General features: G+C 54.1%; 16 protein-coding genes. 10 read left to right on the top strand and 6 right to left on the bottom strand.

The annotated features are described in order from the left end of the window. Positions 1–372: 372 nt before the first annotated feature. A complete protein-coding gene (locus tag BLR64_RS27820) occupies positions 373–1,560 on the bottom strand; it encodes an MGDG synthase family glycosyltransferase (protein WP_090719716.1) in 1,188 nt (395 codons plus the stop codon). Between the two features lie 304 nt (positions 1,561–1,864). Between BLR64_RS27820 and BLR64_RS27815 the strand changes: the two genes are divergently transcribed. From BLR64_RS27815 to BLR64_RS27795, 5 genes are all read left to right on the top strand, one after another. Beyond that, positions 1,865–2,440: a TetR/AcrR family transcriptional regulator gene (locus BLR64_RS27815; protein WP_068720711.1), complete on the top strand. Its 576-nt coding sequence runs from the start codon at positions 1,865–1,867 to the stop codon at positions 2,438–2,440. Between the two features lie 243 nt (positions 2,441–2,683). After that, positions 2,684–5,038: a YhgE/Pip domain-containing protein gene (locus BLR64_RS27810; RefSeq protein ID WP_090719714.1), complete on the top strand. Its 2,355-nt coding sequence runs from the start codon at positions 2,684–2,686 to the stop codon at positions 5,036–5,038. Between the two features lie 376 nt (positions 5,039–5,414). Next, positions 5,415–10,010 (top strand): glutamate synthase large subunit, encoded by a 4,596-nt coding sequence (gltB, locus tag BLR64_RS27805; protein ID WP_090719712.1) that lies wholly within the window; start codon positions 5,415–5,417, stop codon positions 10,008–10,010. A gap of 817 nt (positions 10,011–10,827) precedes the next feature. Continuing rightward, positions 10,828–11,757 (top strand): ABC transporter ATP-binding protein, encoded by a 930-nt coding sequence (locus BLR64_RS27800; RefSeq protein WP_090719710.1) that lies wholly within the window; start codon positions 10,828–10,830, stop codon positions 11,755–11,757. Further along, complete coding sequence (locus BLR64_RS27795) at positions 11,750–12,532, top strand: ABC transporter permease (protein ID WP_090719709.1); 783 nt, start codon at positions 11,750–11,752, stop codon at positions 12,530–12,532. Before BLR64_RS27800 ends, BLR64_RS27795 begins: the two co-directional genes overlap by 8 nt. A gap of 48 nt (positions 12,533–12,580) precedes the next feature. On the opposite strand, the gene BLR64_RS27790 is transcribed toward BLR64_RS27795, so the two are convergent. Next, positions 12,581–13,030 (bottom strand): bactofilin family protein, encoded by a 450-nt coding sequence (locus BLR64_RS27790; RefSeq protein WP_090719707.1) that lies wholly within the window; start codon positions 13,028–13,030, stop codon positions 12,581–12,583. Between the two features lie 24 nt (positions 13,031–13,054). After that, positions 13,055–14,263, bottom strand: a complete 1,209-nt coding sequence (locus BLR64_RS31090) for a peptidoglycan DD-metalloendopeptidase family protein (RefSeq protein WP_090719705.1) — start codon at positions 14,261–14,263, stop codon at positions 13,055–13,057. Between the two features lie 245 nt (positions 14,264–14,508). Between BLR64_RS31090 and cls the strand changes: the two genes are divergently transcribed. Together cls and BLR64_RS27775 are read left to right on the top strand one after the other, a co-directional pair. After that, complete coding sequence (gene cls / locus BLR64_RS27780) at positions 14,509–15,942, top strand: cardiolipin synthase (RefSeq protein ID WP_208607251.1); 1,434 nt, start codon at positions 14,509–14,511, stop codon at positions 15,940–15,942. A 166-nt stretch (positions 15,943–16,108) separates the two neighbouring features. Further along, entirely contained in the window at positions 16,109–17,020 is a 912-nt protein-coding gene (locus tag BLR64_RS27775; protein WP_090719703.1) for a YitT family protein, read from the top strand. Positions 17,021–17,245: 225 nt separating this feature from the next. Here the strand turns inward: BLR64_RS27775 and ligD are convergent, their stop codons facing one another. Genes ligD through ku form a run of 3 tightly spaced genes read right to left on the bottom strand, consistent with a single transcriptional unit; the run spans position 17,246 to position 20,110 of the window. Beyond that, positions 17,246–18,130: a non-homologous end-joining DNA ligase gene (gene ligD, locus BLR64_RS27770; RefSeq protein WP_090719701.1), complete on the bottom strand. Its 885-nt coding sequence runs from the start codon at positions 18,128–18,130 to the stop codon at positions 17,246–17,248. Positions 18,131–18,157: 27 nt separating this feature from the next. Beyond that, positions 18,158–19,108 carry an ATP-dependent DNA ligase gene (locus tag BLR64_RS27765; protein ID WP_341833404.1) on the bottom strand — a complete coding sequence of 317 codons (951 nt, stop codon included), beginning with the start codon at positions 19,106–19,108 and terminating at the stop codon, positions 18,158–18,160. Positions 19,109–19,138: 30 nt separating this feature from the next. Further along, complete coding sequence (ku, locus tag BLR64_RS27760; protein ID WP_090719695.1) at positions 19,139–20,110, bottom strand: non-homologous end joining protein Ku; 972 nt, start codon at positions 20,108–20,110, stop codon at positions 19,139–19,141. Between the two features lie 211 nt (positions 20,111–20,321). Between ku and BLR64_RS27755 the strand changes: the two genes are divergently transcribed. The 3 genes from BLR64_RS27755 (at position 20,322) to BLR64_RS27745 (ending at position 22,048) form a co-directional block, all read left to right on the top strand. Continuing rightward, positions 20,322–20,513, top strand: a complete 192-nt coding sequence (locus tag BLR64_RS27755; protein WP_090719693.1) for a hypothetical protein — start codon at positions 20,322–20,324, stop codon at positions 20,511–20,513. 50 nt (positions 20,514–20,563) lie between these two features. Further along, a complete protein-coding gene (locus tag BLR64_RS27750) occupies positions 20,564–20,749 on the top strand; it encodes an H-type small acid-soluble spore protein (protein WP_090719691.1) in 186 nt (61 codons plus the stop codon). 291 nt (positions 20,750–21,040) lie between these two features. Continuing rightward, positions 21,041–22,048, top strand: coding sequence for a DMT family transporter (locus BLR64_RS27745; RefSeq protein WP_090719723.1), 1,008 nt, complete (start codon positions 21,041–21,043; stop codon positions 22,046–22,048). The last annotated feature ends 53 nt before the right edge of the window (positions 22,049–22,101 follow it).

The following is a 22,101-nucleotide window of genomic DNA, read 5'->3' as shown; positions in this document are numbered from 1 at the left end:
AAGCTTTACTCCGTCGTTCGGATTTTTTTTTCCCTACTTGACGTCTGTGAGACCTCCCCGGGTAAGAGCGATAACTTTCCCCTCATCTATCTGCCACATTTACATCCTGGAATTCGGGCAGTATTGGACTTTGCTTTGTAGTGCAAGCTCGTCCGTCCCAGCATGCCTTCTATGTGATTTCTGTTCGTCAGACCGAGGGTTTGCCTCCGGCTTCCTTCAGATTCCGCCTCGCGGCGGACACCCTTGCCCTTGGCTAACAGTTCCTACTGCCAAGCCTGTAGCGGACTTTCACCGCCAAGTTATCGCCCATGCCGGGCGCACACTAAAAAACCTCCAAATCTGCATCAGGCAGAATTGGAGGTTTTTGATCGTTCAGGGCGTAACATAAACAGCCTCTTCTGTCCGCGCCTGCGCCCGTGTGCTCCGCAGCTCGGCAGGTCCGTCTGCGGTCTTGCCCAGAAGGTGCAGCACCGTGGAGGCGCAGTTGTGGGGCTGCTGGCGTTCCAGGGCGAGCCGCCGTCTGCGCTGCTCCTCGATCCCCGCGTATTCGCGGAGCAGGAGGGAGAACCATTTGTCCACCACCTGGGAGTCGAGCACCTCCGCCAGCCCGAGCTCTACGAAGTACTGGCAGTTTTTCTCTTCCTGGCCGGGGATGGCGCTGTAGAACAGCATTGGAATCCCTTTGGCCTGCCCTTCCGTGCAGGTCATCCCGCCCGGTTTCGTTATCAGCAGGTCTGAAGCGTCCATCAGCTTGTTGATTTCGCTGCTGTAGCCCAGAATTTTTACATTAGGATGATTTAGCAGCGGAGTGGAGCGCATCCGCGCTACGAGCTTGTCGTTGCTCCCCATACAGAAGATCAGCTGAATCTGATCCATTCTGGCGGTAAGGGAATCCATGACATCCTGGCCGAACATCAGGCCCCAGCCTCCGCCCATAATCAGAACGGTGGGGATATCAGCCAGTCCGAGCTCTTTACGAAGCAATGTCTTGTTGGAACGCTCCCAGAACTTCGGGTGCACCGGAATGCCGGTGACTGTAACCAGCTCAGGCGGCACTCCCCGCCCGGTAAGGATGGATTTGACCCGCGAGGTAGAGACCAGATAGCGGTCAGCCTCAGGGTTCACCCAGCTGCCGTGCGCGTCATAGTCTGTAATCAAAGTATAAAGCGGTATATCCAGCCCCTGCTGCTTAAGCCTGGAGATGACTGCAGCAGGAATCGGATGGGAGCAGATAATAAGATCGGGCCTCAGCTGCTCGACCACCTTTTTGGCATGAGTATAAAAAACCCGGTGCAGTGCTGCACGGGTCAGCCGGTTCAGTGATTTATGATATTGGGTTTTATACATCATGCCGACCAGCTTGGGCTGGCTGCTGACAGTCTTGCGGTAAGCGGAAAGGATCCAAGGCGCAACCGTAGGATTCAGGAATTTGCCCAGCTCAATGACCCGACACTGGACGTCCGGGTTAAGCAGTCTGATTCCTTCGGCCAGAGCATAGGCTGCCCCTGTATGGCCCGTGCCGAAGCCTTCCGAAAACAGCAGTACTCTTTTCTTTCGCATAAGTTCACCTGCTACTTTCCTTCATGGGTAGAATTGCGGGTTCTCTTCTTAGATCGAATACGAGATACCTCTCTGTAATAGTTCTATTACATTATACAAGGGAATGAGCCCCATATCTCACATTATACAAATAAGACGTAATTGGAAAGTTAAAACACTGCAATAAATTAAAAATAAAGAGCGCAGCCGGGTATTGCCAAGTGGAAGGGAAAGTGATAAAGTGAGTAATGACCAAGTGACCGGATTAGTAAAGTGGTCAGGACAATGGGCAGCGATTTTTTTGCAGGAAAGGGAGTGGATACAGGTGGCTGTGGTAGATCGAAGGCAGCTGGTGCTTCAGGCCGCGACGAAATGTTTTTCATTATTCGGCTATAAGGCAACGACAATGGATCAGGTCGCCAAGATTGCGAATGTCGGAAAAGGCACGATTTATACCTTTTTTACGAATAAGGAGCAGCTGTTTGATGAGATTCTGCGTGATGTCATTACCGAGATGAAGCATATCGCCGAGCGGGAGATCAGGCGGGATAAGCCGTTTTTTGATAACCTGCACAGGGTGCTGGATGCACTGCTTGAATTTCGAAGCGAACATGAGCTGTTTATCAAGCTTTCCCAGGAAAGTCGCGATTTCGGAACGCCGCAGGCCGGTGACGGGCTCGACAAGCTCGAGAACGTTGTGCTGGAATATCTGGAACGGGAGGTGGAACAGGCCATACAGCAAGGGGAGATCAAGCCGTGCGACCCCAAGATCGTGTCCATAGTCATGTTCAGGCTGTACATTGTACTGACCGCCGAGCTGAACAAGGTGCATGTACCTTTGAGCAAGGAACAGATCAAGGATTATTTTCACTTGTTTCTGTCAGATGGCCTGGCACAGTAAATCATGAACTGCGGGAGGGACCGGGGCACAGTTTGTCCGCTGTCCCTGAATGCGGCGCTGCCTATGGAGAGTGTTGCAGAATGGCTGAACAAATTTTTTTTGCCTTTGAATGACCGAATGGGGAAAATGGTCATCTGGTGTTACTGCAACTTTCATCCAGCCAGCAAATTCGCAGTACCGCTTAAACAGAGAGAGATTTATAGCATTGTATAAAGAGCATATGATTATAAGGAGAGAACCAGAATGAAATCTTTATCTGTCTTTTTCAAGGACCTGGGCGCGGCGCTGAAGAATCCGAAGGTGCTGATTCCCATGTTTGTCGTCCTGTTCATTCCCGTGCTGTACAGCGGATTGTTCCTCAAGGCCTTCTGGGACCCGTACGGTAAGATGAACGAATTGCCGGTGGCTGTTGTCAATGAGGATAAGGGCGCCGAGTACGAGGGCTCCCGGCTTACCGCCGGAAGTGATCTGGTGGAGGAGCTTAAAAAGACCGACGGGTTCAAATGGCATTTCGTAACCCGTGCAGAGGCGGAAGCCGGTCTGGACGATAATACGTATTACATGGCGATTATTGTTCCTGAGGATTTTTCTGCGAACGCGACGACACTGCTGGAAGCAGATCCGCAGCCGGCCAAAATCATCTATGAGCCGAATGAAGGCTATAACTTCCTGGCCGGCCAGATCGGCGGGACTGCAGTAAAGGATATCAAGACCAAGGTATCCGCCAAAATCACTGAAGCTTATACAACTTCCGTGTTTGATAAAATTACGGAAATCGCCGATGGGCTCGGCGATGCCGGAGACGGTGCAACGAAAATTGCCGACGGCGCAGCCAAGCTGGATGACGGCGCACTCAAGCTGAAGGATAATCTGGTTGTGCTGACCGAAGGCACGGGCAAGCTGGTAGAAGGTGTAGCTCCGCTGACTGAAGGCGTAACCGCCCTGAATACCGGGGCTGCGGCGCTGGAGAGCGGCAGCAGCGCCCTGGCAGGCGGACTTGAGCAATTATCCGCTGCACACAAGAAGCTGCAGGCAGGCGTTGCCCAGACTGCTGACGGCAGCAAGCAGCTCAGCGCCGGACTGAAGAAGACTGAAGCCGGAGCCAAGGCGTTGCAGGCCGGCACACAGTCGGCAGTAGACGGAACAGCGAAGCTTGCGGCCGGCACGAAGTCTGTCGTGGACGGCAGCGCGAAGCTGGCAGCCGGACTGACAGACGCCAGTGAAGGCAGTGCGAAGCTGGAAGCCGGTCTTCAGGCTTCCAAGGAAGGCAGCGCGAAGGTTAGTGCCGCTGCCAAGGCAGTATCAGACGGCCTGCAGCAGCTGGCCAAGTCGAACCCTCAGCTTGCTGCGAGTGCAGACGTGCAGAAGCTGCTGGCCGCAAGCGCCGCTGTAGCCGAAGGCACAGCGCAGCTCGATCAGAGCCAGCAGCAGCTGCTGGCTGGCGCAACCTCGCTGCACAGCGGCCACGGGCAGCTGGTGCAGGGCGCGAATCAGCTGCAGGCGGGAACACAGCAGCTGGACGCGGGGGTTACCCAGCTGCATGAAGGTGCGCAGCAGCTGAATGCAGGCAGCACGCAGCTGCTGGCCGGGCAGCAGCAGCTCCTGGCCGGCGCAGCGAAGCTGGAAACCGGCGGCGGCACATTGTCCGCCGGGATGCAGCAGTTCGGCGCGAAGCTGGACGAAGCAGCCGCAGGCGGAGCGAAGCTGGCTGACGGGGGCAAGGCGCTGGAAGCCGGCACCTCCAAGCTGCTGGCAGGCGCAGGCCAGCTGAGCAGCGGCCTGAACTCCGTAGCAGACGGCTCGAAGAAGCTCAGCGACGGTGCGGGCCAGCTGAAGGACGGCCTTGATGAGCTGAAGTCCGGCTCCGGCGAGCTGGCCTCCAAGCTTGGAGATGCCGCTTCACAGACCAGCACGGTGAACAAGACGGATGCGCTGGTGTCCATGTTCGCACAGCCGGTGCAGATTGAAGAAGTGAAGGTCAGCGCAGTGCCGAATTACGGCACAGGCTTTGCCCCTTACTTCCTGTCGCTCGGATTATTTGTTGGCGCACTGATCTGCACACTGGTTATTCCGATGAGCGGCTCCGAGGTCATCGGTGCAACCCGGTTCAACCGCTTTGTCAGCCGTACGCTGACCTTCTCAATGATGAGCGTGCTCCAGTCGCTGATGGCGGCAATGATTGTACTGTACGGCCTTGGCCTTGAGGTACAGAATGTGGCCTTGTTCTATGCATTTACCTTCATCACCAGCATCTCGTTCATGTGGATGATCCAGGCGATAGTAACCTGGCTGGATCAGCCTGGACGCTTTGTAGTCATTGTGATTCTGATCTTCCAGCTGACAACCAGCGCAGGAACCTTCCCGCTGGAGCTGATTCCGGGCTGGATGAAGTTCTTCAATCCGCTGCTTCCGATGACCTACAGTGTCCGCGGGTTCAAGGCAGCCATTTCCACCGGCAATTACGGTGTGATGTGGAGCGATGCGGGAGTGCTGGCCATTTATGGGATTGTGTTCCTGGCCCTTACGTTTACGTACTTCATGACCCGTGAGCAGGAGAATGAAATTTCTGTAAAAGGTGAACAAGTTTTGACTGTATAATCACATGATCTGAAAACGGCTGATATGTACAAAGGGCGTCCCCGCGGGGGCGCCCTTGTGTTTTTTATATGCGGAAAAGTCCATAAAAAAGAGTATATAGTGAAAACGAAAACAGTCTAAAGCGTTTTCATTGAATAAGAGCTTATACAATAGTTATGCATAAATATGCGCGATAAAGTTTTTTTACACTTTCACTCAGTAAAGCTGTACCGTAAAAACAAATGTTAATCAAACTCATAAAAAACTTTAAATTGCGCTCATGTCAGGTCGATGATAAACTTATATAACCAATCTGGCTTGAATAAATATTAAGAATTTCTTTGTAACATTTTCCTGAGAATCAAGGTACTACTTTAGAATAGAAAGGTTGCGTATGATGAGACACACTGAACTGCCCAACAAACAAGGTCTTTATGATCCCCAGTTCGAAAAAGATGCATGCGGCATGGGCTTTGTTGCCCATATTAAAGGTAAACCTTCCCATGATATCGTAAGCAACGCTTTGACCATGCTCTTTAATATGGAGCATCGCGGCGGACAGGGAAGCGAGCCGAACTCCGGTGACGGAGCCGGCATTATGCTGCAAATTCCGCACCGTTTCTTTGCCGGTGAAGCCAGTAAGCTTGGCTTTGAGCTGCCGGAACAGGGCCAATATGGCGTGGGTATGATCTTTTTGTCTCATAACGAGGAGATCCGCGCCCGTCATGAAGCTCTGTTAAGCGAGATTATTGCTGAAGAAGGCCAGACCGTGCTGGGATACCGTGATGTTCCCACCTATGATGAAATGCTGGGCAAAACCGCTAAGGCTGCCAAGCCTTATGTACGCCAGGTGTTTATCGGCCGTTCGGAAGGCCTTGCTGATGAGCTGGCTTTTGAACGCAAGCTGTTTGTAATCCGCAAACGTGCAGAGCTCGCTATCCGCTACGGCGGTGTTGAAGAGGCTGAATCCTTTTATATGCCAAGCATGTCCTGCCGCAAGATCGTATACAAAGGCATGCTGACAACCGAGCAGGTAGGCCAGTTCTACCTGGATCTGCAGAACGAAGACCTGGAGTCGGCAATTGCCCTCGTTCACTCCCGTTTCAGCACGAACACGTTCCCGAGCTGGGAGCGTGCCCACCCGTACCGCTTCATGATCCACAACGGTGAGATCAATACGCTGCGGGGGAATGTGAACTGGATGCATGCCCGCCAGTCCCTGTTCAAGAGTGAAGTATTCGGGGAATCCCTCGGCAAAATCAAGCCGATTGTAAATCCTGACGGTTCGGATACCGCTATGTTCGACAACACCTTTGAATTCCTCTATCTCAGCGGACGCTCCCTGCCGCATGTGGCCATGATGATGGTGCCTGAGCCTTGGAGCAACCATGAGACTATGAGCGAAGAGAAGAAGGCGTTCTACGAGTATCACAGCACGCTGATGGAGCCGTGGGACGGGCCGGCCGCAATGGGCTTTACCGACGGTGTGCAAATCGGTGCGATGCTTGACCGCAACGGTCTGCGTCCTGCGCGTTATTATGTAACCAAAGACGATATGATTATTCTGTCCTCGGAAGCGGGAGTACTTGATATTCCGGCAGAGGATGTATTATACAAAGACCGGCTGAGACCGGGACGTATGCTGCTGGTTGATACGAAGCAGGGCCGGATTATCTCGGATGAGGAAGTTAAAGCCCAAATCGCCTCCGAGCAGCCGTACCGCCAGTGGCTCGATGAGCATCTGATCGGTCTGGATCAGCTTCCTGAAGCGCCTGAGCTGCCGAATCCTAAGCATGACAATGTGCAGCAGCTGCAGCAGTCGTTCGGCTATACCTTTGAAGATCTGCGCAAGGTGCTTGAGCCTATGGCCTCCACCGGCGCCGAAGCCGTCGGCTCGATGGGCTATGATGCCCCGCTGGCCGTGCTTTCGGACCGTCCGCAGCGTCTCTACAACTACTTTAAACAAATGTTTGCACAGGTAACCAACCCGCCGATCGATGCTATCCGTGAGGAGCTGATTACGTCTACAGCTACCACAATCGGTCCGGAACGCAACCTGCTGAAGCCTGAACCTGAGAGCTGCCGCCAGATTTCCCTTGAGTCGCCAATCCTCTCCAATGAGGATTTCGCTAAGATCCGCCACGTCCGCCGTGCCGGCTTCAAGTCGATGTCGATTCCGATCCTGTTCCCGGCTGAGCTTGGAGCGGAAGGCATGCGCATCGCGCTAGAGCGTATGAATGAAGCGGCTGACCGTGTAATGGCCAAAGGCCACAATATCCTTATCCTGTCTGACCGCGGTGTAGACCGTGAGAATGCAGCCATTCCGGCGCTGCTTGCTGTATCCAGCTTGCATCACCATCTGATCCGCTCCGGATCGCGGACCAAGGTCAGCATTCTGCTGGAGTCCGGCGAACCGCGTGAAGTACATCATTACGCGCTGCTGCTCGGCTACGGCGTAAGTGCAGTCAATCCTTACCTTGCTTTTGAGAGCTTGGACGATATGATCGGCCAGGGTCTGCTGCGCGGCATCTCGCATGAGAAGGCTGTTAAGAACTACATCAAGGCTGCGACGAAGAGCGTAGTTAAAATATTGTCCAAAATGGGAATCTCCACAATTCAGTCGTACCGCGGCGCACAGATTTTTGAAGCGGTCGGCCTGAGCTCAGAGTTCGTGGACCGTTACTTCACTTGGACACCTTCCCGCATCGGCGGTATCGGCCTTGCGGAAGTGGCGGCTGAAGCGCTGATGCACCACAACCGCGCTTTCACCGACAAGGACGGCAACGACAAGGTGCTCGATTCCGGCGGTGATTATCAATGGCGCAGTGACGGGGAAGATCATTTGTTCAACCCGCAGACCATTCATCTGCTGCAGCATTCTGTACGAAGCGGTGACTACGCGCTGTATAAGAAATATGCGGCGCTTGTTCAAGGGGAGAGCAAGAAGCACCAGACGATCCGCTCCATGCTGGAATTCAAATCCGTGAACCAGCCGGTTCCGCTGGAGGAGGTTGAATCGGCAGAATCGATCATGAAACGCTTCAAGACCGGAGCCATGTCATTCGGCTCTATCAGTAAGGAAGCCCATGAGACGCTGGCGATTGCAATGAACCGCATCGGCGGGAAGAGCAACACCGGTGAGGGCGGGGAAGATCCGGCCCGCTTCATCCCAGACGCTAACGGCGATTCCCGCCGCAGTGCGATCAAGCAGGTGGCATCGGGACGTTTCGGGGTAACCTCGAACTATCTGGTGAACGCCGATGAAATCCAGATCAAGATGGCACAGGGAGCGAAGCCTGGTGAAGGCGGACAGCTTCCGGGCCGCAAGGTTTATCCTTGGGTAGCGGAAGTGCGCGGCTCTACAGCAGGCGTAGGCCTGATCTCGCCGCCGCCGCATCATGACATCTACTCGATCGAGGATCTGGCAGAGCTGATCTATGATCTGAAGAATGCTAATCCGCGGGCCAGCATTAACGTCAAGCTGGTGTCTGAGGTTGGGGTCGGAACGATTGCCGCAGGCGTAGCCAAAGGCCGTGCCGACATTATCCTGATCAGCGGTTATGACGGCGGTACCGGGGCTTCCCCGATGAACTCGATCCGCCATGCCGGTCTGCCGTGGGAGCTCGGGCTTGCCGAGACTCACCAGACGCTTATGCTGAACAATCTGCGTGACCGTGTTGTACTGGAAACCGACGGCAAGATGCTCAGCGGACGCGACCTTGCGGTAGCTGTACTGCTGGGAGCCGAAGAATACGGATTTGCAACCGCGCCGCTCGTAGCGGTAGGCTGTATCATGATGCGCGTCTGCCAGATGGACACCTGTCCGGTCGGCGTTGCCACCCAGAATCCGGATCTGCGCAAAAACTTTACCGGTGATCCGCAGCATGTCGTTAACTTCATGACCTTTGTAGCTCAGGATCTGCGCGAAATTATGGCAGAGCTTGGCTTCCGGACCATTGAAGAGATGGTTGGACGCACGGATTGCCTGGATGCAGTCCATGCTGATTACCACTGGAAGAAGAAGGGCGTCGATCTGAGCGGCCTGCTGCATACACCGGAACTGCCGGAAGGAAGCACCCGCTTCCGCAGCAAGTTCCAGAACCACGGCCTGGAAGAAACGATTGATGTATCGAAGCTCCTCGATCTGGCGGCTCCGGCACTGGAATCCGGCCAGCCGGTGGAGGTATCCCTGCCGATCACCAACGTTAACCGTGCTGTCGGCACGATCCTGGGCAGCGAGCTGACCCGCAAATACGGGGCTGCCGGACTGCCGGATGATACGATCCGCCTGAATTTCACCGGCTCTGCCGGACAAAGTCTTGGTGCTTTCGTACCTAAGGGGATTACGATTACGGTCGAAGGCGACTCCAATGACTATGTAGGTAAGGGACTGTCCGGCGGCAAGCTGATTATCAAGCCGTCGCCAAAGGCTACCTTTGCCGCTGAAGATAACATTATTATCGGAAATACCGCGCTCTACGGGGCAACCGGCGGTGAAGCCTATATCAACGGTATTGCCGGCGAACGGTTTGCTGTCCGCAACTCGGGCGCGAATGTAGTCGTAGAAGGCGTGGGCGACCATGGCTGTGAATATATGACCGGCGGCCGTGTAGCCGTGCTGGGTGCAACCGGCCGCAACTTCGCGGCAGGAATGTCCGGCGGTATCGCCTATGTCTACGATCCGGAGAACAGCTTCATCAAACGCTGTAACCTGGAAATGGTCCTGCTGGAGCGGGTTGAAGAAGCTGAGGAAGCAGCAGAGCTGCACAAGCTGATCAGCCGTCATGCCGAGCTTACTGGCAGTGCTGCCGCAGGCCGGATTCTGGACAGCTGGGAAGCGTCGCTGCCTAAGTTCGTCCGTGTCATTCCGAAGGATTACAAACGGATGCTGGAGCAGATCCGCAAGGTAGAGCAGACCGGCCTGACCGGCGAAGCTGCCCTGATGGCTGCTTTTGAAGCCAATATGCGTGAGCTTGCGCGTGTTGGAGGCTAAATCATCATAGCCGGGTCTTTTTGACCGGCTTAATGGAATAAAGAGAAAAGGGCTGTATTCGTCCGCTTGGCGGAGGATACGGCCCTTTTTCATATATACCAGTATAGCTGGTGGCACTCCTCCACCCTAAGCATGATGAATAGTTAATCATGGATTAACTCCATTAAAGCAGGTCTGTCAGCCCAGTCCAAAATGCAGGAATGGGCAAACCTCCCCCAAAGTAGCCAGAGTTAGTCGTAATAGAGGGAAAAATCCCGTTATTTCTGTAGAACAATTGTCCTGTTTAAAGATAGGCGGCTTATAATTCGGCTTATAGGTAGAGGGGTAGAGCATGGAGCGACATTCTTCTAAAAATTTTCTATAGATGCAGTGTTATCGTCCTGTTAAACCGTCTATTAGATAGTTAGCTCTTCCCTTATCCCTGATTTTCAGGAAAAAGGTAAGATGTGGTAAAATGGAAAATAAATAAAATGAAATTTTTCAAAATCTATGCAAGGTAAGAGTAACGAAGGGAATTTTGGAACTGGAAGAGCGGAGCGTCAGCCTGAAAGCTTTTCGCAGAAAAGCTCGCTACGGAAGCATAGGCAGTCTGCGGATTTATACCGCGAACAGCGAGTATGTTCAAGAAATCTGCAGACAACAGCGGCTGGAAGTCGAAACATTCCCTGGAGTCACGGCCATCACGTTAGGAAAACTTCAAATCTATTCTGTACACCAACAGCAGCCTGAAATCCAACCAATCCCCGGAGTTATGACTTGAACCATGCTTGGAGATTTGAATATTTCATTTTATAAACGAAAGAAAGGAAGTGAAGAAATGCCACTTACGGCAGAATCGGCGAATAAGCCTGTAGCCAGCCTGATGGGGGTAACCAAAAAAATCGGCTCCAAAACGCTGGTAAGTGATCTGACGCTGGATATTCCGTCCGGACAGATTTTCGGGTTCCTTGGGCCCAATGGCGCCGGGAAAACAACTACGATCCGCATGATGGTCGGCTTGATCTCGATCAGCCGCGGCGACATTCTGATCTGCGGACGCAGCATCAAGGATCATTTTGAAGAGGCTGTGGCCAATGTCGGCGCGATCGTGGAGAATCCGGAAATGTACAAGTTCCTGAGCGGGTACCAGAATCTGCGCCAGTATGCGCGGATGGTTCCCGGTGTCACGAAGCAGCGGATTGATGAGGTTGTGCAGCTGGTCGGGCTTGGCCAGAGAATTAACGACAAAGTCAAAACCTATTCACTCGGTATGCGCCAGCGGCTGGGCGTGGCCCAGGCCCTGCTGCACCGGCCGAAGCTGCTGATCCTGGATGAGCCGACGAATGGTCTTGATCCCCAGGGCATCCGGGAGCTGCGCGACTATTTGCGGCGGCTGTGCCAGGAGGAGGGGACGACCGTATTTGTCTCCAGCCACCTGCTGTCCGAGATGGAGCTGATGTGTGACAGTGTGGCCATCATCCAGAACGGCCGGCTGATTGATGTTAAGCAGCTGAAAGCAGTAGGAGACGCTGTAATGCCGGTTACGGAAACGCTGTTTGAGGTTGATGATCCTGAGGGTGCGCTGGCCGTGCTTGGACAAGGCGTGTTAAAAACCGGGGGGATCTCCGTGGAGGCCGCACGTGAGGACATTGCTGAGCTGAATGCAAAACTTGTGGCAGCAGGCTTCAAAGTTTATAGCATCAGGGCGCTGGCACGGTCACTGGAAGATCAATTCCTGGAGATTACCGGAGGTGAAGGCATTGGGTGAGTTCGCAGCTCTCATACATAATGAGAACATCAAGATTTACAGCCGGGTCCGCACATGGGTTATGCTGGTTATCTTGGGACTCATGAGTGCGCTGTTTCCGGCACTGATTTATTTTACAAGCAGTTCTGATCCGGTTGGAGTGTGGGATAATTTTCAGCTGACGGTTACGATCTCCTTCTTTTTGAATACCATCTTTACGGTGGTGATCGCTTCTGATGCTGTGGCCGGTGAATTTTCCTGGGGGACCATCAAGCTGCTGCTGATCCGTCCGTGGAGCCGCTCCAAAATTCTGCTCTCGAAATACATTTCGATGATTCTGTTCAGCTTGCTCAGCACTGCTGTGCTGGTTGCTTTCGGATATGCGTCATCGCTCATTTTCTCCGGACAGGATACCTCTGATGTAACCAATCTGATGTCCTGGACCCCGGCGGAATACTCATTGATGGATTTGTTCTGCCGCTACATTGAGCTGTTCCTGACAGCAGCCCTTGCATTTATGGTCTCCAGTGTCTTCCGTGCAAGCGGGCTGGCGATCGGACTGTCGCTGTTTATCATGTTCACCAAAAATATTTTTGTCCAGATTTTTAATCCTGAACGCTTCGAGTGGGCCAAGTATCTGATTTTCACTCATATGGACCTGCGGGGCTATTTGCTCAGCGATACGGGTCCGGGAGGGGTCAGCCTTGGATTCTCGGTTGCAGTGCTGGCTGCATACTATGTGCTGTTCCTGGCGGTTTCCTGGCTTGTCTTCAGTAAAAGGGACGTAGCTGCTTAAACAGGTTATCTGATGTAATAAAAGTGAGGCTAAGCGGGCAGCGCCCGCTTAGCCCGCTTCGCGTTTGCCCTGCTGCTTGGACCCGCGTTTGCCTGCTTTGTCTGTGTTCTCCGCCCCGGCGGCAGCGTCTGACAGTAAGGCAGCAGGTTGTTCGGCTGTAGCGATTGAGCCGTTCAGCACACTGCCTTCCATAATACTCAGCGCGCCCGCCAGAATGTTACCGTGCAGCTGGCCAGTGCCTGTCATGGTGAGCCGCTGGTCCGCTGTGACGTCACCGTACACTTTTCCGGCGATGATGATTTCCTTGGCTTTAATCGTGGAGCGTACGGTTCCCTGTTCACCGATTGTAACGGTCCCCTGGCATTGGATTTCCCCGCTGAAGTTCCCCTCAATCCGCAAGTTCGTATCACACTGCACCTTGCCCTCCAGATTGCCCCCGTGGCCGATCAGCGAATCCGTCGGCCGGAACGGCGCAGCCTGCTTGCGTCTATTCCACATGTATACCCACCTCTCATCCATGTTCTATGGTTTGACATAACCCAAAGGGTTGACCGCTTTATTCTGCTTGATAACCTGAAAATGCAAATGTGGCCCCGTACTGCGCCCGGTATTGCCGAGGGTACCGATTTGCTCGCCTTTGCTGACCTTATCTCCGGCAGAGACGGTCATGCTGTTCAGATGCATGTACCAGGTTTCGAGACCGTTTGCATGCTTGATAATAATGTATTTGCCTCTTGCGCCCATTTGATCCGATGCAGTAACCTCACCCTCCATGGCCGCATAGATGGGGTCTCCAATACTGCCGGCAATGTCAATGCCCGAGTGATAGGCGGAGATTCCCTTGAAGGGATCGGAACGGTAGCCGAAGCTGGAGGTAATAACCTTGGAACGGGTGGGCCAGATAACGGCCGGAGCCAGACGAGCTTTTTCAGCGAGGGCCTGACTGGCCTTAAGCTGGGCCTCTGCATCCCGGACCTCTTTGGCTTCTGTAATGGTGGTGGACAGGCTGGCCAGCATCTCATCCAGCAGGCTGCGGATTTCTTCGTAGTCATCCCGTGTCTCCTGTACCATTCCCAGGGGATCATCCTGATAGACGGCGATATATTCTCCGCCTACCTGCGGAGTTACCGTGCTGCTGATTGCGCCCGAGATGGCTCCCAGACGGAAGCTGATGGCCGGCAGGGAAGCGACAGCGGCGGCAGGACTTACCTGCGGTCCTGCATTTAAAGCAGCTGCTCTATAGCCTGCAGACGGGCCTGCTGAGGTAACTGCAAATGCATTTCCGGAAGCGGATGCCGGGGGATTCCCTGAAATAGAGGCAGAGTCCTGAGCGGCATCTGAATCGGTCCCGGTCGCCTCCTCGCTGTCAATCAGCGATTGCAGCTCTGCTTCAAGCTCACTTACACTTTTGAGCTTGTCTTTGATTAACTCGGCTTCTTCAGACAGCTCCGTTACCTGGCTGCGGAGCTGCTGCAGCGTCTGATCCTTGTCGGCCACCTTCATCTCCATCCGGAGATTGGCCAGGGACAAGGAAGCAGCCTCCGCCTCCAGCTCGGCAATGGAACGTGAGGCATGAAAATGCATCGAGGTGACCAGACTGGAAATAGAAAGGGCGGCCGCAGCCGGCAGGGCCAGGGCCAGCGGCTTGGACAGCTGCAGTTGTCTGACCGGACGTCCGGCTTCGCGGACAACGAGCAGGGTAATCCGGTTATCCTTGTGCTGGGCTTTCATAGCTTCTCCTTTCTGCGGCTGTGCAGCCGCCTTGTACTTGGCTGTGAATCCGGAAATCCTGTAATCCTGGGGCTCATCCGATTTGTCCTATTACTCTATGTATTCAGCCCTTTGGATGAACATGACAACGGTTTGCCTGAATAAAGAGGGAGAGTTCCGGCAAAACCTGTACTAGAATCAGCCTGTCCGGAGCAGCGGGGACGAGGGTGCCGGCTGGTGTTTATAGAGATTGCGGAGGTGACGGCTTGACCATTATTGCACTCTTACTGGCTCTCTTTGTGCTGCAGATTGCAGCCATCATACTGTTCGAATACCGCCGCCCCCAAAGGGCTATGGCCTGGATATTTCTCAGCTTTTGCTGCCCTCCGGCAGGTCTTGCGTTTTATTATTTTCTCGGGCGTGATTACTGGCAGAGCCGCAGAATAGGCAGTCGCTGTACGCCGGCGCGGCGCAGTGAAATCCGCACACATGTCTGCAGTAAAATCAGGATCATCAAAAAAACAGAGGAATGCGGAAATCCCAGATTTGCCGGCCGGGGCAGCCTGCTGCGTCTGCTCTCCGGGCTGTCCGATATGAAGATTACCGGGCGTAACCGCTGCCGGATTCTGCCTAACGCCGGAGCTGCCTATGAGGCTATGCTGGAGGCGATGGAAAGTGCGCGGGAGCATATCCACCTGGAATTCTATATTTTCCGCGATGATGAGATTGGCGACCGGTTTCAGGATGTTATGGTCCGCAAGGCCCGCCAGGGGGTGAGGGTCCGCCTCTTATGCGATGGTCTGGGCAGTCATGCGCTGAGTAAGAGGTTTATCCGCACGATGAAAAATGCCGGCGTAGAGGTTCATTTCTTCCTGCCGCCGTTGTTGTCGCTGCTGGAGCGGCGGTTCAATTACCGGAATCACCGCAAAATAATGGTTGTCGACGGGCTGGTAGGGTTTACGGGCGGAATGAATGTCGGTGATGACTATTTGGGCAAAGACCCCAAAATGGGCAATTGGCGCGACACGCATTTAAGGCTGGAGGGGGATGCGGTATATGATCTGCAGTATGTGTTCCTGAAGGACTGGAAGCTGGCCGCCGGAGACTGGCTCAGCCATCCGCGTTTTTTTCCGGAGCATCAATGCAGCGGGGAGGAAGCTGTGCTGATAGTCGCCAGCGGGCCGGACGGCGCGGTGGATGCATCCCAGGAGATGTTTTTTGGCGCCCTGACGGCGGCCAGAAAGCGGATCTGGATCACCTCGCCTTATTTCATACCAGATCCGGCGATCTGCCGGGCACTGAAAAATGCGGTGCTGAGCGGAGTGGATGTGCGGATCATCATTCCGGCCAAGCCGGACAACAAGCTTGTTTATGCTGCATCCTTATCGTATCTGGAGAATCTGCAGGATGCCGGGGTGAAATTTTACCGCTATACTGCGGGCTTCATGCATGCCAAGGTCATGATCGTGGATGATCTGCTGGCGACGGCCGGCAGTGCCAATCTGGATATGCGCAGCTTCTATTCCAATTTCGAGCTGACTGCGGTGCTGCTGGCCCCGGATATGGTTGCCCGGCTTGCCGCCGCTTTTGAAAAAGACCAGAAACACAGCGAGTTTATTGACCCTGAGAAATTCATGAAGCGGGGCAGAAATGTCAAGTTGATTCAAGGTCTTTGTCAGCTGTTATCTCCGCTTTTATGACCAAAAATAGGACTAAACCTTAACTTTTCTAAGGCGCGAATATGTTCCATACCTTATTTGGCCGTCTTTTGTGATATAATATAAGTACGAGAAGAAATATAAGAAAGTATAGCCCAACCTTATGCTTTCAGTTATTCTTTGGACACTTATTTATAGGGGGAGTTCTATGACTGTGAGCCAGCAAATCTTTACGAATGAGGATCAGAAAAAGCCGCAGAAAGCATCCTTGAAGACCGCCAGACTGCGGTTCGCCCAACGGGTGATTATGATGGTGCTGGGCGCATCGATGATGTCGGTGGCCCTGGAAATTTTTCTGGTTCCCAATGAGTTGATTGACGGCGGAATAACCGGTATTTCCATTATGCTATCCCATATTTTTCATATTCCTCTCGGTATTTTGCTGACCCTGCTCAACCTGCCGTTTCTGATAATCGGCTACAAGCAGATCGGCAAGACCTTTGCCTTATCCACTTTATTTGCGGTCATTGTCATGTCGATCGGTACTCAGCTGCTGCATCCGGTCAATCCGATTACCGTTGAGCCGCTGCTGGCAGCCGTGTTCGGCGGGGTTATACTGGGCGTCGGGGTCGGTCTCGTTGTCAGATACGGGGGATCGCTTGACGGTACGGAGATTGTGGCCATTCTGGTTGCGAAGAAGCTGCCATTCTCTGTCGGAGAAGTAGTCATGTTCTTCAACTTCTTTATCCTTTCCGGAGCGGGCTTTGTTTTTGGCTGGAATAATGCCATGTTTTCCCTGATTGCCTATTATATTGCCTTCAAGATGATTGATGTAACACTCGAAGGTCTGGATCAGTCGAAGTCAGTCTGGATTATCAGCGACAAGTTCCGCGACATCGGGGAAGCGCTGACGGAGCGTCTCGGGCGCGGTGTGACGTATCTGGATGGCGAAGGCGGTTTTTCCGGTGAAAATAAAAAGGTGATTTTTGTAGTCATTACTCGTCTGGAAGAAGCAAAGCTCAAATCCATTGTAGAAGACTGGGATTCTGACGCATTTGTTGCCATTGGCAACATCCATGATGTAAAAGGCGGCCGCTTCAAAAAGAAATCAATCCACTAGCGTGATCCGGGGGAACGGGTACGCTGTCCGAAGGAAGGTATATTTACGAAAGTCAGAGTAATCAATCCGGTGCCTGCAGCTCTTTGTACCGAATTCTCATATAGAACAATACCTTCCGTCCACAAGCTGGACGCCTGATAAGCCCGCAGCCATTATAGGCATTGCGGGCTTATTGCTGTCTCTATGCTGTTCTGGGGCTCTGCTGTCCCTGCCTGATCTATGGCTTCAAGGCAGCTTGGCAGCAATCTCGCCTACAGGCTGCGGCGCTACCATGGCTATAAGATCACCCGTGCGGTTCAGCCGTTCTTCAATATTCAGCAGATGATAATCAAGCGGTGACACGTTGCGTGCAACCTCTTCCCACAGCAGCGGAGTGGACACGGTAGCTCCCGGACGTGCCCGGGGAGTATACGGGGCAGCCAGCGTTTTGCCGCCGTAGTGCTGGAGATAATCAAAATAAATCTTGTCACCGCGGTGTTTTTTCAAGCGTTCCAGCGTGAACAGGTCGGGACGCTTCTCGGTCACATAACGCCCGATAAAATGTCCGGTCTTGCGCAGCTCTTCAAAGGTAATACCCTGCTGTACCGGAACAATAATCTGAACCCCTGTTGCTCCCGAGGTCTTGGGAACCGAGGACAGCCCCAGTGATTTGAGCACATCGCCAACCAGGGCGGCTGCTTCCATAATGCGCGGCTCCACCTCAAGGGAAGGATCGAGGTCAATCATCCACTCACAGGGCAGGCTGCTTCCGGCGTAATGCAGGGAAGGGTGAAACTCCAGCGCGGCCAGATTCCCCAGCCATAACAGCTCCGGCAAGCCGTGCAGAACAATATATTCGATTCCGTCCTGCACAGCTGTTTTTACATATTCAGGCCGCGGCTGGGGGGCGTTTTTCTGGTAAAAGGACATCCCGGGCACGCCGTGAGGGTATCTTATCACCGTCAGCAGCCGGTTTCTGCAGTAGCTGAGCAGGTAAGGCGAAAGAGCGGCCAGCTTCTGCAGATAGATCCGCTTCGTAATCCCCATCTCCGGCCAAAGCGGCTTCTCGGGATTCGTAACCGTGATCTCCTGTCCGTCAATGGTAATCGTGCCTTTAAGGGTTGCCGGCATACAGATTCACCTCCTGTAAAATAGAGCTCAGCCTCTCTGCTCAAGGCGGCAGGCCTCAGCCGGCAGATCTACCTGCGCCTGGATGACCGGCTGGCGCAGCGTTCCGGAGGGATTCCATTCCAGAAAATGCAGCTTGAACACCAGGCTTGGCCTGATCCATACTGCATCCTTACTGCGCTCCGGCATGGCTGCAAAAGGCGATGCAGGTACAGTCAGGTTATGGGCCTGGGCAGTCAGATTACGCCAGTCCATGGCGGTCATTCTGCCCGCCCCGGCGTGGCCGATGTAGTGCAGCCTGCCTTCATTGTCATAAAGGCCGAGCAGCAGGGCATTCACGGTCCCGTCCCGGAAGGTGACTCCTCCGGCTACAGCCGTTACGTCGAGGATGATCTTGCGCTTCTGCCAGCGTTTGTCTTTGCCGCCTAGAGCATAGGTGCTGCTCAGGTCTTTGCAGACAATCCCCTCTAATCCCCCGCTGCCGGCAGCGGCAAACAGCTGGGCCGGATCAGTGTAGCTTGGCACATTCTGCACATGGGAATGGGGCAGCAGCATATCCTGCAGCATCTGCTGCCGCATGGACAAGGGCTGATCCAGCAGCCACTTGCCGCCGCAGTACAGCATGTCGAAGACCATATAGAGTACCGGAACCTGCGGCAGTACGGCGCGGACTGCGGCTTCGCTTCTAACGCCGTCACGGCGCATCACCTCATGAAAGGACGGCTTGCCGCCGACCAGCGCGATAATCTCACCGTCCAGGATGAAGCTGTCTGCCCGGCAATAGCGGTCCTGTACAGTCAATTCGGGGTATTGCATCGTGCGCCGGTTGCCCCGGCGGTTAACAAGCTCTATGCGGCTGCCGTCATAATAGGACAGCATACGGACCCCGTCCCATTTGATCTGTGCAATCCACTGGCTGCCGGAGGGAAGCTGAGCAGCAAGTACCGGTTCGAACGGTGTAACAGGCTTCAATTCCATCATACCGCCTCCTTTGGTGCCGGACCGTCCACGTCAGGATACGGTCTCTTTGCTTTTGGAGCTGCGCCGTTTGGTCTTGGGGGCAATGACCGGAATGGGTCCGGTTGCTTCGCTGAGGACAGGAGTACCGGCTGCTGCTTCTGCGCCGCTGGCCTTGGCTGTTCTTTTCCGGGTGCCGGCCCCCGTCTTGGGCTTGCCTGCAGCTGCAGCAGGAGCGGTCCCGGGATCGCTCGGGATATGCTGAACCGCTTCGATGCTGGCCTGCAGAGCGGCCATCAGGTCAATTACATTGTTCTCCTGGCGGGCCGGTGCGATGTGGAATTCCTCGCCGGAAATTTTATGCGAGATCAGATCCAGCATCCGCTGACGGTAATCATCGGTATATTTGCCCGGCTCAAACGGAGTGGACAGCTGGGAGATCAGCAGCTTGGCCATTTCCAGCTCCTTGTCGCTGACAATTCCCGCTTCCGGCAGGCCCGGAACCTGGGTTACAGGACGCACCTCATCCGGATAAAAAATCGTCTCAATCGCCAGGCAGTTCTCCAGCACCCGGATGGCTGCCAGACTGCTTTTGGACCGGATGGAAATTTTGGCGATCCCGATTTTTCCGCTCTGACGCATGGCCTCCATCAGCAGACGGTAGGCGTTGGTGCCGGCCTGGTCCGGAGACAGGTAGTAGGTTTTTTGAAAATAAATCGGGTCAATCTCCGTCAAATCCACGAAATCGAGAATGGTGATGCTCTTGCTGCTCTCCTCGGTCAGCTGCTCTAGTTCTTCCTTGTCGAACAGGACAAACTTCCCCTTTTCATATTCATAGCCCTTGCCGATCTCCTCCCACCCGACTTCCTTTTCGCATACAGGGCATTTACGGACATAGGACAGCGGGCTTCCGCATTCCTTATGGATGTAACGGAGTGAAATATCTTTATCCTCGGTTGCCGAGAACATTTTGACCGGGACGTGCACCAGGCCGAAGCTGATGGCCCCTTTCCAGACGGTATGCATGGATATCGCCTCCTGAGTTATAAGTGCTGTATAAGTGCTGTATGAGCTGAACCCCATCATGTAATTACTGTTTAGTATGGTGTGCGGGCGCAGTTTCTACCCTGATGCATTTTTTGCGAGTCTTGGGAAAAAATAAAGCCGGGCTTGTAAAAAGCCGGCGTCCCGGCAGTTATGTCTGTCGTGTATAGAGAAAAGCGGAGGGATAAGAACCATGGGCAAAGGGCGCAAGGAATGGCTTGATGATTTATCCGAACAGGATATTCCTGCCGAGGTTGTGGACTGGGCCGGCATTGTTGCCGATCCGGATGACACGGATTCCGGTCCGGAGGCCGGATATCTCGATGCCGATGACACCATCGGTGAGCCTGAGGCGGATGAAGTGCAGGAAGATCCACTTTTTTGAGACGGTACTGTTAAAAAATAAAGCGCATGCTTTCAAAGGAGACTTGAATCATGGACGTAAAACGTGCGATGGATATCTATACATCCAAGGAGATGATCCCGGTTCATCTGGACGGCGAGTCGGTCTGGATCGAGCGTGTGGACGAGGAAAATGGCATGGCAACCGTACAGGTTGGCTCACGGCCAACCAATACGCATACAGTCGGTGTAGACCGGCTGGAGGAGCAGAGGAAGTAGCTGCAGGTTATACAGCTGAAGCAGGATTGAGGTTTAACCGAGTGGTTTTACATTTTTCTATTAATGACAGAGCAGCGTTGTCCGGATACGGGGAACGGCTGCTCTGTTTTGCTGTGTTTCATAAACAGGCAGCCTGCTGCAGGATGCTTGCCTCGCCGGTTGTGCTTCATGGAAAAGGGACAGCAGCCTTGTACCCGGACCAAGCTGCCGTACAGCTGACACAAGGGTTGACGTTGGCGAAAGCCTGGCCCTATATTGGGGAGGTGAATTTGATGAAAAGAGATGATGAGCGTGCGTCCTATTTTGCTTGGCGTCTGTTCGGCGCTGTTTTTTGCGGTAACCTTTGTCCTTAACCGGCGCATGGAGCTGTCGGGAGGAAGCTGGGCCTGGAGCGCCTCACTGCGCTATCTGTTTACACTCCCGTTTCTGGTGGCGATCGTTGCGGGACGCGGCAGGCTGAAGCCGCTGCTGGCAGCGATGAAGGAGCGCCCGGGGGCCTGGCTGCTCTGGGGAACGGTCGGCTTTGGCTTGTTCTACGCGCCAATCTGCTTCGCGGCTGCTTATGCGCCAGGCTGGCTGACCGCCGGAACCTGGCAGATTACCATTATCTCCGGTTCACTCCTGGCCCCGTTCTTCGGACAATGGGTTGCCGGCTCCGGTGGCGCAAGCGTCTATGAACGTGGCAGGATTCCGCTGCGCGGCCTCGGGCTGTCCCTGATCATTCTGGCTGGTGTAGCACTGCTCCAGGCTGATCATGCCCGTGAGCTTGAACCTTCACAGGTGCTGCTGGGCATAGTTCCTGTTCTGATCGCGTCCTTTGCTTATCCGCTTGGGAACCGCAAAACAATGGAGCTGTGCGGAGAGCGGCTCGACGTGTTTCAGCGTATTCTTGGCATGACGCTGGCCAGCCTGCCGTTCTGGCTTATGATCTCGCTTATCGGTCTGGCAGATACCGGGCTGCCCTCCGGCCCGCAGACCTTACAGTCTGTCATTGTCGCCCTATCCTCAGGTGTAATTGCCACCGTCCTGTTTTTCCGGGCTACGGATATGGTCCGCAGCAGCATGGGCGGACTGGCTGCGGTGGAAGCTACCCAGTCGCTGGAGGTGCTGTTTGCGCTGATCGGGGAGATTCTGATTCTGGCTGCGCCGCTGCCTTCTCTGCTGTCCTGGATTGGAATTGCCATCATTATCGGGGGAATGGTGCTGCACAGCCTGTTTTCCGGACACAACCCGAAGAAACAACAGGCAGAGACAAGCAGACAACCGCATTCCTCCTTTGCGGCCGGCAGCCGGGAATAGAGGGGGTTGTTGCGGGACAAGTAGCATACCGATATAATTAAAAGTATTGTTAT

The sequence above is a fragment of the Paenibacillus typhae genome, from assembly GCF_900099765.1.
Lineage (GTDB): Bacteria > Bacillota > Bacilli > Paenibacillales > Paenibacillaceae > Paenibacillus_AQ > Paenibacillus_AQ typhae.
This window is presented reverse-complemented; position numbering and strand designations above follow the sequence as displayed.